Origin of the sequence: Yoonia vestfoldensis (genome assembly GCF_002158905.1) — a bacterium.
Taxonomy (GTDB): Bacteria; Pseudomonadota; Alphaproteobacteria; order Rhodobacterales; family Rhodobacteraceae; genus Yoonia; species Yoonia vestfoldensis_B.
This window is the reverse complement of record NZ_CP021431.1, coordinates 18,282-34,215: the sequence shown is the minus strand read 5'-3', so window position 1 is coordinate 34,215 and position 15,934 is coordinate 18,282. Positions and strand designations below refer to the sequence as shown.

Here is a 15,934-nt window from a genome sequence, read left to right as displayed (position 1 = left end):
AGCACGACGTCCCGCCAACATTCAACCCTCACCGCAGACATATGGGCTTTGGACCCAGCGCAGCCACAATGGCCATGCCAACCGCGCGGGTTTCGCTGTCTTTGCCCGCGTCACTCATCACGTTGATCAGCAAGCAGGACACTGCGGCCCCCTCTTGGTTTCTTTCGGATGCTGTCTGCCCGAGCGCGGATTGGGCCGCAGGTCGGATCGAGACCGCGCAAGCGCGGTCACGCTATCCTAGACGACCTGCTTCAAGCACTATTTTCCCCTTGGCCGCAGCAAGCTGCAACCAATTCCTCGCGAAACAAAATAGCGCTTGAGCCCAATCCTCATTCGCTCGGGCTGGTCGACCGCATCGAAACCAAGAGGAAGCCACAATGTCCAACTATCTCACCGTCACCGTTCCCGTCACAGGCAAAGACAACAAAACCCGCTACCGCCGCGTCGGCGCAGCATTCTACAATCGCGAAGGGTCCAAAGCCCATATGTCCCTCAAGCTCGACTTTCCCGTCGGCGCAACTGAATTCGTGCTGTTCGAACCACGCGCAAACGACAACGCAGACGACGACGTCACCGACTGACGGCCCATCATCAAAAAAAAAGAAAAGGGGGTGGCCTGACGGCCACCCCCTCATCCCTGTTGTCAAAATGCCACCCGATCCGCCCTGCTGTTGATTCATCCGCGCCAGTTTCTTGGCCGTTATCAGCAGGTTCAGGGGCAAAATCTGGTGGCGGTGTGGAATTTGGAGCAGGTGCTTCAGCAAAATATCAGGCATCGGCAAAATGCAAAAGTCGTCGGAAGTCTGCATCAACTTCGACAGCTTGTCCCCGATATGCAGGGCCCATCGTGATCACAAATGTGATCACGACCGCGTCCTAGTCTTGGCCGGTAAACCGGCCTGCGACCCGAGCTTTTCACCCTGACTGTCCCTGTGCCCAAAAAGCGACGATCACTGTCTCGAAACGAGCCAGCGATCATCGCGGCCACATGGTCCGTCAGCGCGAAAATCTCGGCCCTACGGGTCACGACCGCTTGTGCAGGCCAGACCTTACCACAGCATGCCTCGCTTCCCTTCGCTATATAATGGCGGGTTCAGCTCGGCACCTGCAAGGCCCCGTCCCGGCCCCTGGGCCGGTACAGCGCTGGAAAGCTCTGGCCTTCAAGAATGCAGGGCCACGCTTAGCGCGCGGCCGTTCCGGGGACCGCCGGTCCCCCACCGCAACGGGAAAATACGGCGCAGCCTGCGGGGCCGTGTCCTCGCGCTTCGCGCTGCGGGCCGCTCCACCCCCTTGTCTGCTTGATTTTCCCATTGCGGCGGTTCCCCCCCTGCCCTCGCCGGGAGGCAGGCTTTCAGGTGAGGCGCGCGCTGCGCGCTTCCTCGCCTGAAAACCCGCCCGATTTTAGAAGATAAACCCAGCCCATCCAGCAACCGAACCATCAGCAAAGAAAAAGAAGGCTTCCTGAAATCATGTTCCGGTTTTCCAGCCAGAAAAAGCATTCACCACAAACCAGAAAGGGGGTGAGAACAATCAGTGATGAAGTGATCAAGCGCCGCATTGCAGAAGCATGGGCGCTGATCAGGAAGGGCGATAAATTTGGCATCGGCCGCCGCTTCCTGTCAAAGCACGGGGTCTTCTAAACCCCCTCGCCTCAGCCCTTCAGGGCTGGGGCACAAATAACACAGACACCGCCAACATGACAAGCTCTGAAAGTAAAAGATTACCCCCAGCCTTGGGATAATATTGCCAGCCGCATGTTGCCGACTAGGCAAGACTTTCAAAAATTACCATACTGAAGTCAGGAGATTAACATGGCTCAAACGACCGACATCAGCTATCTCATCGAAGAAAAACTGCCCAACAATTATCGGGCAATGGCCGTCTCCATCAAAGAAGATTTCGCGCTCATCACCATCGTCCTGGACAATGACGTCCACCTCGAAATCTCGCTCGATGAGCTCAAGTTCATCGCGCGCGGGTTTACAACCCTGCCCGATTGGGTCGCTGAAGCCGATGAAGTCGCAGGACCAACCCGCAACACAAACGGCAAGCCAATCGTCAAATCAACCATCAAGACAGAGACTTCCGCCCCCGCAGCCTCAACAGCCGCCGATGAGCCAAAAGCGCCACGTCATGGCGCGCGCTGGAAAGAAGAAGACGATCAGAAACTGCTGCGCGCATTTCGCGACGCCAAGCAAGACGTCATGGATATCGCCCGAACCTTCGGGCGTTCGCCATCTTCAATCGTGTCACGGCTTCTGCTGCTCGATGCGATCGAAGTCATCCCGAAGCGATAAGCCTGCCCATCAGCGCGATCCAAGATCCAAGGCGGAACTGGCAACAGTTCCGCCTTTTCGCTGTTACTGCGCGCGCAGACGCCGCAGCCGTTGCGGATGTGTAAGCGGCGTTCCGTTTCGGCCATCTTGTTGTGTGAAGCATCCCAAGAAACCACACAGCCACGCCCGGTGCCATTGGGTGCCGGCCGCCATCCGGCGCAGCACGCGCGGCATCCGCCAACCACCATAGCCAAGCAAATAGACCTCTTGCAAAAGCCGCCGTTTCATCACGCCCTTGTCATTCTCTCGAGCTTCATCGTGGCCCTCAGTTCATCTTCCAGAATCTTGCGTTTGCGTAGCGTTTCCGCCTCGATCTCGGCCTTGCTTGGCGGTTGCGGGGCGGCATCCGCCTCAAGGGCAGCATCGCTCCCGTTGCTCTCTACATTGTCACCCTGATCACCGCTGGCAGCATCGTAATCTTGATCCTGCGGATCCGCATCGCCCTGCTCGTGCAAGACCGCCGCGGCATCGATCGAAACATCTTCCTGAAGCGACACCGCCGCTTCGCTGTCTTTGGGTGCGGGTGCGGCGTCATCCGGTGATGTCTCCAGCGTCGGGACCGCATCAACAGCGGAGCTCGCCGTCAGCACGGGATCAGCTGCAATGAATTGTTCGGCAGAGCCGCCGTCGTCAAATTCTGCAATCGCATCCTGATCGACCGACTGGGCCTCTTTCATGGCTTCATGTGGGGATGTTGTCTGCACTGCCAACGCTGCGAGTTTCGCCTGCGCCTCTTGGGGATTTATCTTGATTGGCGGCGTAAACTTGCCAGATAGCGCATCGGAGTGAAGATGTGCGACAGGTTCGACGACAGAGCCTTCATCGGCTTTCGCCGCATTCTTTACCGTTTCCAGCATCCGTGCCTTTGCCGCCATTTCCTCATAGGCTTTACGCAGAACTTGGACGGTCTCTTGCGATGCACAAAGATCAACGGTCAGGCTATTGTGCTTAGTCTTCAGACTGCGCAATTCCTCGTCCAGACCGCGCCGCTCGATCGATAAATCTGATGCGGTTCGCGTCAGGTTACTGACCTCTGTCTTCGCCTGCGCCAACGCGTATCCAATCGCATCTCGCTCTGCCTTGAGCTCTGCAAGCTGTTTGGCATGGTCCTCGCCTTGCTGTGTCAAGTCATCGACCATGAGCTTGAGCTCATACCACTCCGGCTTGCGCGGTTTGAGGTATGCCTCTGGGATCGGCGTGCCAGTCGCATGCTGAAATAGCAAATATGTGCCTCGTGCCACTGTCATGATGCCAAGCAAGCAAGGCACAATAACAAACATCCACAGCGCGGCGTCGTAAAAAATATGATGCCATTCGACTGCGGATCGAAGGAGCACTATCGCACCGTTAAATGGCAGTTCACTGGAAATGCCAGCGGGTAAGATCTCGCGAGACAATCGAAGCGTTCCCGTTACGACCGGAATCCACCAAAGAGCCAGCCCTGTCGTGATCATCTCGGTTGGCTGGTTGTCGCAATCGGTGTGGAAAAACCGACCGATCACGCTGTAGTACCAACAGCCAATAAAGAACATCAAGCCGCCCAGTCCAATGCTCAAAGCCTGTTGCGTGAAGCCAGCCGCCTCGAGGGCACGGATAAAGATGTAGTAAATCACCACCAGTGCGACCGGCAGTATCGGGCTTGCCGTGATGGTCGACAGAGTGAACGGTTTTGACAGGGATCGTTTTGCTGGCGGCTCTAAAGCGCGCAATAATTTGCTATTATTCATTGAGAAGAGTCTTTTCGATTTCGAGGATCAATTGCGGGTCAATTGTATCCACATAATTACGGACCGCTGTCTCGATCATGGCGCGTTGGGTCATTCCGGTGACTGCTGTCAAATGCCGCAGCGCTTCAATGCCGACTTCGCTCATCGAGGAACTATAGCGCACGACCTTGAACTTTTTCGCGTGTTTATTGCGATCACGGTTAAACGGCACTCTGGGCGTTGCAGAATTGGAAACGACTTTCCCATCAATCGGATTCACCCTTGGAAGCTCAGCTCGGGCTTGTTCGCGCTGTGCCTTGATGGATTGCAAGATTTCAGTCGCGTCTTTTTTTTCGGCCATTGGCGTCCCCGCTTTCAAATTATGTCTGGATGGCGTTGCCATAAAACTCGGCCATTGCGTTCAGCACGGCCTGAATATTGTCGATGGCCGGCTGGATATTTGCCACCTTGGTATAGAGCGGAAGGTCCTGCAAAAGGCAGCCATTGGCCAGCATCAGACGATAGGCATCTTTCTCGACGATCCCGGGTGACAGGATCGGTATCCCAGCGGCTGTTAGCGCCAGTTCTGTTTCAATCTGGCTGGCTGGCCTGATGGCTTGGCTAACCTTGGTTGGCACCAGTGCGCGGAATATCGGTGATCCACCATCTTGCTCCATTCGGTCCAAGCGGCCCATGGCCGCTGTTGCCCCGGCAAGGTCCATGCTCGAGAACTGCATAGGTATAATGACCAGATCCGCACAATGCGCCGCGATGAAGGCGCGATCATTATTCGTGCCCTCGGTATCGATGACGATGTAATCGCTTTGTTCACGGGCGCAGTCGATGTGCCCTTGTAGCGACAATCCATCGGGATCGTCATCAAAGACGACCTGGACGGAATCAGGGAGGCGTCCCTGCCGTGCCCACCGCTGAAGGTGAGCATTCGGATCCGCCTCAATCAAAGTGACAGACTTCCCCAGGCGCACGATCTGGGACGCAAGAATAACTGCGGTTGTGGTTTTACCTACCCCGCCCTTTGGGGACATGAGTGCGAATGTAAACGACATCGAGGTCCTCGTGAATATCCGGAGCTGTTCACCATATGCCAGCTCAAGGTGGAGAGACCCACAACGCTCTGCCCTATTCAGCCACAGCAAGGTCAGTAGATCTCCATCAAGCCAACTACAGCAATAGTAAGCTAGTTACTGATATAGCAAGCGACGTATAGCTATGGCAAGCAATATACAGACGTGGCGTGCTAAATGTAGCAATAGAAGGCTTTGTACGTATTTAGGAAGCATTCGCCAGCTTTATCAAGTCGCCCACATGATAAGCTAGCAAGATGCAGCGTAAGGAAGTCTTATACAGGGGCTGCAAGCTGCATACAGCAGCATCAAGCTAAAGGCAGCTTCCTCACGTTAGTTACAAACACCGCAAGCTAGATGCAGCAAGATCATGCCAAATACAGCAATGGATATCTGCATACAGCAATCCATGACAGTTGGTTGGTGTCTGCGCATCCAATGTTCTAACTCGCCGCGTCAGGCGTGCCACAGCTCCATTTACCCCATTCCGCAGCCTACCCCTGCCAGATACGCGAGACGGCCCTTTCTGGGCCGCCTGATCGCGCGTGACGGATATTTACGGGGGCTTAGGCTGCCCCCAAAACGCCACGGCGATAAAATCGAACCGATGTTTCATCGGTCATATGACGGAGCCCGGGCATCCGGGCGGTGATCTTGGTTTAGTGGTTGCTGATCCTTGCGCAACGATTTGCCCATGTTTTGCTGGCCTATCATCCGGGTGGACGGCTGATTGATCGGCTGGTGGTCAAATCTCGCTGCTTCGGTATCGAAGCATGTCCCCCTCTCGTAAATTTGCATCGGTCGATTGTGAACGCACCTTGGGCGAAGCGCTGCGTTCGAGATTTTGTATAGAGGGTGAGGCTGGATCATACAACCGAAGAATTGAGGATTGGTTGAGGATTGGCACGCTATTACATCAAACTTGCGTTTGATGCGTTTTGGCGCTAGAGTGATAGCGAGCGCCAAGATGAGACAGCTCTGGAGGTGGTGAGCATGGCAATTTTTCAATTGAGCCGAACAGTGGTTAACTGGACTACGCCTCGACGTGTCTCGAAGATTGCGTCAGAGCTTCATGGTCCAAAATTTAAGCAAGGTTTGTTCTGTGAAGGGGTATTGATCCCTGAGTGCGCGCCAGCTTGGGTTGTTCAACGGTATGGCCTTGATGACGCTGCTATGGCGTCAGCATCACTTTGGCGCGACGTTGAGGCCCGTGAGTGGGCTAGTACTCAGCGCAGGAAGGCTCAATTTGCTCTTCGGTTCGGTTTGGCGCTGCCTGTTGAGCTGCCATTTGAGGCCTGTGAGGAGGTTACCCGCAGGTTTGCTCGCGAGTTTCTGATGGCCAACGGGGAAGTTGTTGATTTTGTCTGTTTTGATCGTGGTGATGGGAACCCCTACGTGCATTTGCTGCAAACCATGCGCTATTTGGGGGATGACGGCTTTGGGCTCAAAATCAGAAACTTTATGGGTAAGAGGAACGCGCTTTTTGGTATCCGTGCCGGTTGGGCGGGGCTGCTGAACGAAGCACTGGCGCTTTCTGGTAGCGATGCTCGCGTGGATCACCGGGCGGCATCGGCGGTATCGTCAGAGCTTTCGGGTGAGTGAGGGCTGTTAATTGGCAATCATGCACCTCTCGCGGATCTACATCGGAGGGAAGGCCGGCGGCTCCCCTGTGATGGCGAGTGGTTATGGCCATGGTCGGAAGGTGACGCAGGATCTCAAGGGCGTTACCAAATCCTACACATTCAAAAGCGTGGAGTTGGTTCATTCTGCAATTCTGCTCCCAGAGGGGGCCCCGGAATGGGCGGCTCAGAGATATTCAGGGACAGACTTGGGGGAAGTTTCGGAGCGCCTGTGGAACGATGTCGAAAAGCACGAAGCTAAATTCAATCGGCGTTCTCACCCGCAGTTTGCAACCTATGATACCTACTCGCTTCCGCGGGAGCTGTCCCGTGGTGCTCAGATCGAACTGATTGAGAGTTATGTGCGCAGCAATTTGATGTCTGATGGGCAGATAGCGGACATCGTCATACACGATAAAGGGGATGGAAATCCCCATGCTCACGTTATGCGCACTCAGCGGGGACTGAGCGCGGAGGCATTCGGGAACAAAATTCGTAGCTTTGAATCAGGTCTGCTGTCCCTGCTGAATGATCGCGCTGCTTGGGCTCTGGCGGCGAATAAGGCCCTCGAGATGGAGGGCCATGAGGCGCGGATTGACCACCGGAGCAACGTTGCCCGGGGTTTGGATTTGGTCCCAGGGACAACCTTCAATACGGATGTCGCAGCCTCGATCGAAAAGGATGGAGGGGTTTACCGGGCAAAAATCAGATCAATGGAGGCGCGGGCACAGAACGAACGCCTGCTGATGGAGAACCCGGATCACATCCTGATGGTTCTCAGCCAGGAAAAACCGAGGTTTGTACAGGAGGATATCGAGTACGAATTAAGGCGTAAACTGCCGCCCGAGGTGGAAGCGGGTGTGGTTAAAACGTTGGTGTTATCTGCTCTGGCCAGTCCGGAGCTTATTGCTTTAGGGGAGAAGGACTACCGGGGGAAACCGGTCTACACAACGCGAACAGTGCTTGAAATGGGCCGTATGCTGACACGCAGCACCCTTCAAATGCGCGACAGTAAGGTTGATTTGGGTGACGCGGACCCAAGCCCGGAACCCGATCCGAGCCTCGAATTGAGCTTTGAGCAGGCTAACGCATTCCGCGCCATGGTCTCGCCGCGCCGTATCGAAGTGATCGAGGGCTATGCCGGTACCGGTAAGACCAGAACCCTCATTGAAGCATCCAAGGTCTGGGAAGAGCGCGGTTTCGCCGTCTACGGATCGGCCATATCCGGCCGGGCGGTACAGGAGCTTTCCGATCTCAAGGGTCACAAAGGGACGATCGCGCATTTCGAACAGCTGTGGGAGGCAGGCGGGCTGCCCCCTGAGGGCAAATTCGTCATGTTTATGGATGAGGCGAGCATGGTGGGCGTGTCGACCTGGGCCCGTTTCCAAGACCGCATCAATGCAATGGGTGGCGTCATCCGGGTCATCGGGGATCGTGCTCAAACAACACCCGTCAATGACGCTTCCGCTCTCGAACACGTAGCGTCGCTCACCGGTGTCACGTCGATCACGGAAATCCGTCGACAGCAGGGCGAAGCGGCCACGCGCGGGGATCGTGCTGCTATTCGCGCAATATCGCAGAGCATTTCCGGAATTGCGCCCGCATTGGAACACTTCGAAAACGTCAGCCGTGTCGCAATATCTGCCGATGCCGCGATTTCTAAGCAAAAGATCGTCGACAGTTACTTTGCAGGAACCACGTCACAGCAATTCTGGACCAAAGGCCATCAGCGTTTAGCCATTGCTCATACCAATGAGGATGTCGATGGATTGAATGAGGCCTTGCACAAAAAGGCGCTTCAACTGGGCTTTGCGTCCAAGCGCAAAGAAGACAGCATTATCATTTCCCGCGCGCGCGAGGAAAAAGCCCCTATCACACTGAGTAAAGGTGATCGTATTCGCTTTACACAGCCCTATTCGGATCTTGGCGTTTCGAAAAACTCACTGGGGCGGATCGAATGGGTTTCGGGATCGATCATGGGCGTCGCGATCGACGGGCGCGCGGGTCTCGTAGAAATTGATACCGCAAAAGTATCAACCTTCGAATACGGCTATGCCGTCACAATTCACAAAAGTCAGGGCGCATCGATTGACGGAAAGGTCTTTGCCATGCTGACCAAAATGGTCGATTGGCATTTGCTGGACGTGCTCGTGAGCCGTCACATTCTTGATGTCGATATTCATGTTCCCGCTGCCGATTTCGACATGAGCTTTTCAGACGACATTATCGGCACAGAACAAGAAGGGCCGCAGCGCAAGGCCGTCCTGGATGAAGTGATCAAGCGCGTGTCCCGGTCGGGCTTGGCCAAAGTGATCAGTGCAGATATCGCCCCTACCCTGCGGCGTGCGCACTCCACGTTAGACGAGGTCTTGGGACACGCCCGCGCCGATCGTTTGTCCAGCGTCACACAGGGTCCGGGTGACGTCGATGTCATGCGCGTCAATCTGGTGAGCGATACCCATCTGTTCCAAATCAGCCAGAGAGCCGCTGGCCTGATGCGCAGTGAATTCAAAGAAGGTATGGACCCCGAGTTCAAAGCTGACCCGCGCGGATACATCGTCGATCCGATGAAGGTTGTTGATGATCTTCTCGCGGATGGCGGTATCGTGCGGGCTTCAGACGTCGCAACGCGCCTGTCCGAAGTGACCGGTGATCCGACCAGCTTCGTCCAATTGTTCTACAGGGCTATGGAACATCCTGATTTGGTCATTTTGTCGGAAGGCGGTATCGCTGGCGAAGGTCGTGTCTATTCAACTGTCGCCCATATTGATCAGGCAACATCAGTCATGGATCAGGCGCTGCGCCTTGCCGTACGACAAGCTGCCTTCAGTGTGCCGGCAATTGATCCGCAATATCTCAGCCAACCCGCAGATCATTTGAACCTGACCCATGTGGGCACCTCTTCGCTTGAGGATGTTGTCAGGTCCTATCATGCCGTTGCAACCGGACAGCCTGCAGTTTCGGGTGGTTCTGATGCCCTGATTGGTGGCGGCATAGCTGCCGCGCCAATCGACTGGGCCGCGCAGCGACGCGCGGCGCTGGAAGCCAAGGTTGCACAGGTCATTGATGATCACGGCCTTGACGACGACGGGGCGGCGGCGCTGCGTAGTGTATTGTGGCCGGCACGTATCGGCGTGGTAGACTCAATCGGGTCTCACCATACGACCCGGATCATCGCCGCAGCCACCGATGTCGTGGGCAAGTCCCATGTCACCGCAGTGCACCCGTCGCGGGGTATTGCCGAGAAAGCGGCTGCCAGCCTTGGTGGCGCGAGCTACACCCTGCACGGCCTTGGGGCTGATCTGAAAGAGGGTCAATTGACCCTTGGCGCCGGTGATATCCTCTATGTCCCCGAAGCCTCTGGCTTGGGGATCGATCACATCGAAATTCTGATGGGCCATGCCGAGCGAACAGGGGCGAAACTCGTTCTGCACCGTGATCCGACCATCGAGGGGACGGGTGCTGTCTTGCGGCACATGGCTGAGCGCTTGCCCGTGGTACAAGTTGGTGGGCTGTCTTCAATCGATCCGCACCTTCGAGGGTTGGTGCAGGGCGATGATGCGCTTGCCCAATCCATCGATCGTCTTTGGACTGCTGATCGTTTGACCGGCGCTCAATCCGAGCGTCAGCAAATCAGGGATTTTGTCGATACCTACTTCAACAATGAGTTCACCCAGATTGTCGGTTTGGCGTCCAGCCACCAAATGCGCGTCCATCTCAATCACGAGATTGAAATGGCACGGCGTGATAAAATCGCCGGCTCTCTCCCTGCCCCTGTCTTAGTGGATCGTGGCGCCAGCGGAGCTCCATTGGACGTTACAGTCGGCACGCGCCTTGTCTTGACACGTGACGTACCAGCCCACCGCCTTGTGAGTGGGGATCGGGGTACCGTCATTGGCTTTACTGCGCATGGTGCCCTGATCCTGCGCTGTGACCGCGCCGGGGTTGGTGACAGCGCTTTTGAGCCAGGTTTAGAAGCCGCGGCCCTCGATTACGGATATGTTGTTGCGCCGCAAATGGCGCTTCGTGCGGATATGAAGGCACCGGAAGTTGCCCTGTTTGCAACGCGCGGCTTGCGGCAAAAGGATCTGCTTGCATCGCTGCAATTGGGTGGAAACCTTTCGATTTCCTTGCCCACCGAGGTCGACCAGATTGGCGCTTCCAAGGCGTTCTTCGCGCGTGTTCTTGCGCGCCAACCGCGTGGTTCCATTCTCGACTACGGGTTCGATCCGAGCAAAGCCATGCGGGCGGCGGGTGAAGCTTACCACGCGCCAAATCTTGAAACGCGACTGGATATCTCGCACGAGAACAAAGCCATTCTCGATGAAACGCGAATGGTATATCGCAGCAATCCGGAGTTCATCATTGCTGCTCTTGCCCGCAAGAAAGGCCGCTTCGATCTGGACGATTTGGCCAGCGACTTGGCCAACTATTATGAAGGTACTGAACTTGACGCGACCGACCGCCGTGATCTGGCGCATAAACTGGTCACTGCATGCGAGGCCGATGGTACTGTCATTCGCGCTGGTTTGTCCGACGTTGACGGATCACAGCGATACACCACCCGCGTTCAGGGTGAAATCGAGATGCAGGCGATCGCGACAGGCCGCGCCCTTGCGTCCAAGTCCTTGTCGGATGTCGTGCCCTTCATCAGTGATGACGCCCGGCTTGCGCATGTCACCGGAGCTGACCGCTTGAGCCTGGCCATGTTGCCGGCATCCGCCACAGAACAACGCGCGTTCTATCAAAACTTGGGGCAGGTCTGGCGTGACCGTGGGTATAAAATTATCGCAACGGATATGCATAAGATAGACAGCGAAGAGCAGGCGGCCCTTATGGGTGACGGGGTTGGGTTTGCCGCTTGGACCTCGCTTGACGCAGTCTGGGCCATGGGGCGCGTCCCCGCTTCGGGTGAAAAAACCGTCCTGGTGATTTCTGGTGCCGAAACGATGCCCGCAAATCAATATGCCCGCCTTCAGGCCAAAGCAGACCAGTTGGGTATGAAGGTCATCGCATTGGCAGGTGAGCACGATCTGCCGCGCAACAGTTCTGTGAGCATGTTCAAGGTGCTGTCGGGCGCAGTGGGTGTCTATCGTGACACCCCTGCCCTGATCCAGACCCGCCAAGCCGACCAACTTGCCGTGACACTGATGGCAGGCACCGCGGATGATGCGGCGCGCGCAATCGCAATCTTTGATGGCTTGGGGCATGTTCACTTCGCCGGGGCCCGCACAAGTGCGATGCAGTCGATTGCGCGCCGGTACTGGGCGGATGGTCCGGCAAATGACGTGTCACGTCTTGCCTTCGTTCATTCGCGCGCCAACGCCGACGCATTGGACGCCGCTATCCGGGCTGAAGGACAACGCCTTGGACATCTTGGTAAAGAGGTGAGCTTTTATGACACATGGAAGGCCAATATTGGCCAGCAGATCAATCTCACCCATACGCTCATGCCCGGCCTGAACGACGGCGATTGTGTCCAACTCACCGATGCTACGTCGGATGGCATCATGGTGTTCTCACCTGCGACATCGTCCACCCACTTTATCCCCAAAGAGAAACTGGGTGACGCGCAGCCATCGTTTGCGCGCACGCTATGGCATGCCACCAAGACGGAAGTTGATAAGTCCTTTGTGCTGGCGACCTATGGCATGGACCAGTCCCTGTTTAAGCTTGCTCTCTCGCGCCACCGCGACGATGTCGAAATCCATGCCGCAGCCCGTGACTTCCAGAGCCTGCGTCATTTGCAAGTTGCGGCCGGCCAACGTCACGATTTTGTCGCATTGGAAGCAGGCCTTAAACCTACGGAAATGATGATCGTTAGGGATAGCGATTTGGACGGCCGTCGGGATCGCACGACGCCAATCTTCAACACAGGCGTCTATGCGCAGGACGCGCATCTTCAGGCGGTCGCGCAGCGCGTCAGCTCCCTTCTGGAAATCGGATACGATCCGTTTGCCCCAATCATCGCAGATGACCCCAACGGCTACGCCAGCGAGCCGCGTAAAGTCATCGACGACATTCTCGAGCAGTCGTCGGTGCTGCGCGCCAACGATGTTGCCAGCCGCCTCTCGCGTGTGGTTCGGGATCCCAAGACATTCGAGCGCCTTTTTGCCGAGGCCATGACGCACCCCGAACTGGTGATCCTCTCGCAAGAAGGTCGCAACGGTGAGGGCCGCGTGTACTCGACACTTGCGCAGATCAAACTTGAAATGAGCATCCATGACCGGGTGACGGCCCTTTCCATGGCTCACAATACCCTGTCGATCCAGGAAAGGGCCTATGCGCAAGCAGCGGCCACCCAGCACGGGCCGATGACGCCGGATCAGGAACGTGCATTGCGCCATGTCACGTCCGGTGCGCGTATTTCTGTTATCAATGGTGTTGCCGGGTCGGGTAAATCGACGGTGTTCGCGGGCGCGCGTGATCTTTATGAGCAAGCAGGTTGGAAGGTAATCGGTGCGGCTCTCACGGGTGACGCAACCCGGACTCTCGCTGAGACATCCGGTGTTCAATGCCGCACAGTGGCATCGCTTTTAAGTGCGGCCGAGACCGGCAAATTGTCAATTGGCCCCAAAACCGCGCTTGTGATCGATCGTGCTGGTCTGCTGGATGCCCGGACTTATGACGCCGTTATATCGCTCGTTGAAAAGAGTGGCGCCACTCTCATGCTCGCAGATACATCCGAGCACATTCAATACGGCGCCGGCGGCATGTTCCGCCAGATTGCCCATACCTTGGGTTCCACAACCCTCGGTGAAAGTATGCGCCAACGCAATCCGCGTGATGCTCGGGCCGTTCAAGACCTGGCTCGTGGTGGTGATGACGCTGCACGTGCCGTAAACGACTTTGCCCAGCGTGGCATGATCGTCGGCACAGGGCGTGATCGGGACGTGTCGCTTCGCACAATCGTCGACGCTTTCACCGCTGATCAAAGCGCGGAGAAGACCATCGTTGCCTTGCGCCCTGCTGACGTCGAAGATCTCAATCTTCTCGCACGTACCGCCGCTCAGACTTCGCGCGATCCCGCGCTGGTGGACCATCCTGTCAGCGATAGTAATGGCAATACGATCTCACTGCAGGCAGGTGACCGGATCCGGATTGCCGTGACGAGCCACAGCCAGGGTGTGTATAAAGGCGAACTGGGTGATGTGGTCCACGTCAATCCGCAGGCTGCAAACTACACCCTCAAATTGGGCAAGGGCGATGAAGCCCGCCACGTCACCTTGCCATTCGAGGATGGCCCATCGCTCAGCTATGCCTATGCGCAAACAATCGACACAGCCGCCGGAACCGGCCGTCAGTCGGTTCACGCGGTTCTGGACAGCGCAATCGGGCGGGATCGGGGTCTCACGGCTTTGGGTCTGCACACCCACCGTTTGGCAATCTACACCTCAACGGATCAGGATGAAGCAGCGCCTCTCGTGGCCCGTATCGCGACCAGAAATACGCAACGTGCAACCACCCTTGAGAGGGAATACGGCTTTGACCCCCGCCGTTCCGGTGAAGCCATACAAGTCGCGCGTTCCGACCAGATGAGCCTCGCGGATTATCTCACAGCGAATGAAATGCCGTCCAACCGCCCTACCCGCTCAAAGCTTGCCGATCTCTTCAAGCCAGACCCGTCAAGCGAAGGGCTGGCACCTGCAGCGCCAACCCGCGCTCTTGCCCATGTCCTCGATGGGCGCGCCGTTGAAGGTGAAATGGCACTGGATGGCAGAGTTCAGCATCAGATCACCCGCCTCTTGCAGGATGTATCTGATAACAAAACATGGGCTGGACTCTCCTTCCGTCTTTCGCGTGCTGAACGTTCGTCCATCGATACACAAGCCCGCCGCTGGACCGACACAGCAGAAAATGAAGTGCTGCTGCCAGAAGCACGCGCCTTGGCGCGCGCCATCGCCTACTCCGACAAGTGCGGCACACATGAGATCACGCGCAACCTGAAATCAGGCATGCAGGCCCTGTCATTCAGCGTTGAAGAGGCCCGACAGAGCGGCACCTACGAACAGATGCTGAAAGAGGCCCACGCGCCTGTCATTGAAGCGCGACAGCTGGCCCCCGTAGGTGTGGCACAGGGTCGACCCTACTATGGCGAGCAGCCAGACCCATATCGCAGCACCATGCCCCGCGACCGTTCGCTCTTTGCCGAAATCAAAGCGATCAGCGATCGCGAATATACCCGCGCCAAGCTCAAAGCAGACGCGGCAATTGCTGCCCGTGAAGAAGCTGCCAAGCAAAAAGAACGCGTGGCTCAAACCAGCACTCCGTCTGTCGAGCGCGAAGCGGGACAAACATTCACAGTCACGAAAGGGATGACACCCATGGATCATCTGGATGAAGGTTATGGCGAGCCCGCCACAAGCGGGCATAAAGATGTATGGGAGCGCTATGCTCTCGATGAAACCGTTCGTGATAGCCGTTACAAGATCAGAGACATGGAGCTGTTCCGCGATGCAGAAAAAGACATTCCCGAATGGACTGGCCCTTACACCGAGGATCTTGTCCAACGTCAGGGCCCCGTCCCTGCAGGAGACATCGATCGCTATATGTCCAAGGTCGGCAAAGACGTTCCAAAAGCTTGGGTCGAGCGTCACCGCGCGCGTCTTCTGACACTGGGCACATCGAAACCCAGCCCGGAGTTCACCAGCGTTGCTGAATTCAAGTGGGCGATGAGCTACACGGCCGAGCAGAACGTTCTTCAGCCAGAAGGTCTCAAATTTGATCTCCTCGATCCGGAGGCAAAAGGCATTCAACAGCACGATTGGTTCAGCCGAAATCTGCGCCATAACGTGACCAAGACTGGCGAAATCCGCCAAGGTTTTGTCTCTGGCGAACTGGCTTGGATGGCCAAGGTTAGCCGTTATCTTGAACGAACAGAGTTCGTCCCACGGTCACATATCAAACTAAATATGGCGGAAATCGGCGAGGAGTTCGAAAAGCGTGGTATCCCCGAGCTCGAGAAAGAGAACGTCCCCACAGAATGGAAAGATCGCCTCACTCAGATAATTGCCAACAAACGCACACCTGAAGCACAGCCTGCTGTGAAATCACCAGAGGAATTTATCTGGGCGTCGCGCTTTATGGCTTCCGTCGGCGCGAGCCGGTCCTTGGGCCGTGCTCCGGAGCCAAAGGACATTGCCCCGAAAATGTCCGGGCCGGATATTGGGGTCGATCTGTGGTGAGCT

9 protein-coding genes are annotated in these 15,934 nt (G+C 56.5%); 5 read left to right on the top strand and 4 right to left on the bottom strand.

The features are described 5' to 3' along the window. The first annotated feature begins 377 nt into the window (after positions 1-377). The 3 genes from LOKVESSMR4R_RS19970 (at position 378) to LOKVESSMR4R_RS00125 (ending at position 2,297) form a co-directional block, all read left to right on the top strand. Entirely contained in the window at positions 378-581 is a 204-nt protein-coding gene (locus LOKVESSMR4R_RS19970) for a hypothetical protein (RefSeq protein ID WP_157898079.1), read from the top strand. Positions 582-1,469: 888 nt separating this feature from the next. Next, positions 1,470-1,640, top strand: a complete 171-nt coding sequence (locus tag LOKVESSMR4R_RS19965) for a hypothetical protein (RefSeq protein ID WP_157898078.1) — start codon at positions 1,470-1,472, stop codon at positions 1,638-1,640. 171 nt (positions 1,641-1,811) lie between these two features. Then, a complete protein-coding gene (locus LOKVESSMR4R_RS00125; protein ID WP_087205631.1) occupies positions 1,812-2,297 on the top strand; it encodes a hypothetical protein in 486 nt (161 codons plus the stop codon). Between the two features lie 63 nt (positions 2,298-2,360). On the opposite strand, the gene LOKVESSMR4R_RS00120 is transcribed toward LOKVESSMR4R_RS00125, so the two are convergent. From LOKVESSMR4R_RS00120 to LOKVESSMR4R_RS00105, 4 genes are read right to left on the bottom strand one after another with little or no spacing between them, the layout of a single operon-like run. After that, positions 2,361-2,564, bottom strand: a complete 204-nt coding sequence (locus tag LOKVESSMR4R_RS00120) for a hypothetical protein (RefSeq protein WP_087205629.1) — start codon at positions 2,562-2,564, stop codon at positions 2,361-2,363. Then, positions 2,564-4,063 carry a hypothetical protein gene (locus tag LOKVESSMR4R_RS00115; RefSeq protein ID WP_157898077.1) on the bottom strand — a complete coding sequence of 500 codons (1,500 nt, stop codon included), beginning with the start codon at positions 4,061-4,063 and terminating at the stop codon, positions 2,564-2,566. Before LOKVESSMR4R_RS00115 ends, LOKVESSMR4R_RS00120 begins: the two co-directional genes overlap by 1 nt. Then, a complete protein-coding gene (locus tag LOKVESSMR4R_RS00110; RefSeq protein WP_087205625.1) occupies positions 4,056-4,403 on the bottom strand; it encodes a hypothetical protein in 348 nt (115 codons plus the stop codon). Before LOKVESSMR4R_RS00110 ends, LOKVESSMR4R_RS00115 begins: the two co-directional genes overlap by 8 nt. 19 nt (positions 4,404-4,422) lie before the next feature. Further along, positions 4,423-5,109 (bottom strand): ParA family protein, encoded by a 687-nt coding sequence (locus LOKVESSMR4R_RS00105; RefSeq protein ID WP_157898076.1) that lies wholly within the window; start codon positions 5,107-5,109, stop codon positions 4,423-4,425. 1,011 nt (positions 5,110-6,120) lie between these two features. Here LOKVESSMR4R_RS00105 and LOKVESSMR4R_RS00100 point away from each other — a divergent pair. Together LOKVESSMR4R_RS00100 and LOKVESSMR4R_RS00095 are read left to right on the top strand one after the other, a co-directional pair. After that, positions 6,121-6,729, top strand: coding sequence for a MobA/MobL family protein (locus tag LOKVESSMR4R_RS00100; protein ID WP_087205621.1), 609 nt, complete (start codon positions 6,121-6,123; stop codon positions 6,727-6,729). Positions 6,730-6,748: 19 nt separating this feature from the next. Further along, positions 6,749-15,931 (top strand): AAA family ATPase, encoded by a 9,183-nt coding sequence (locus tag LOKVESSMR4R_RS00095; RefSeq protein WP_087205619.1) that lies wholly within the window; start codon positions 6,749-6,751, stop codon positions 15,929-15,931. The last annotated feature ends 3 nt before the right edge of the window (positions 15,932-15,934 follow it).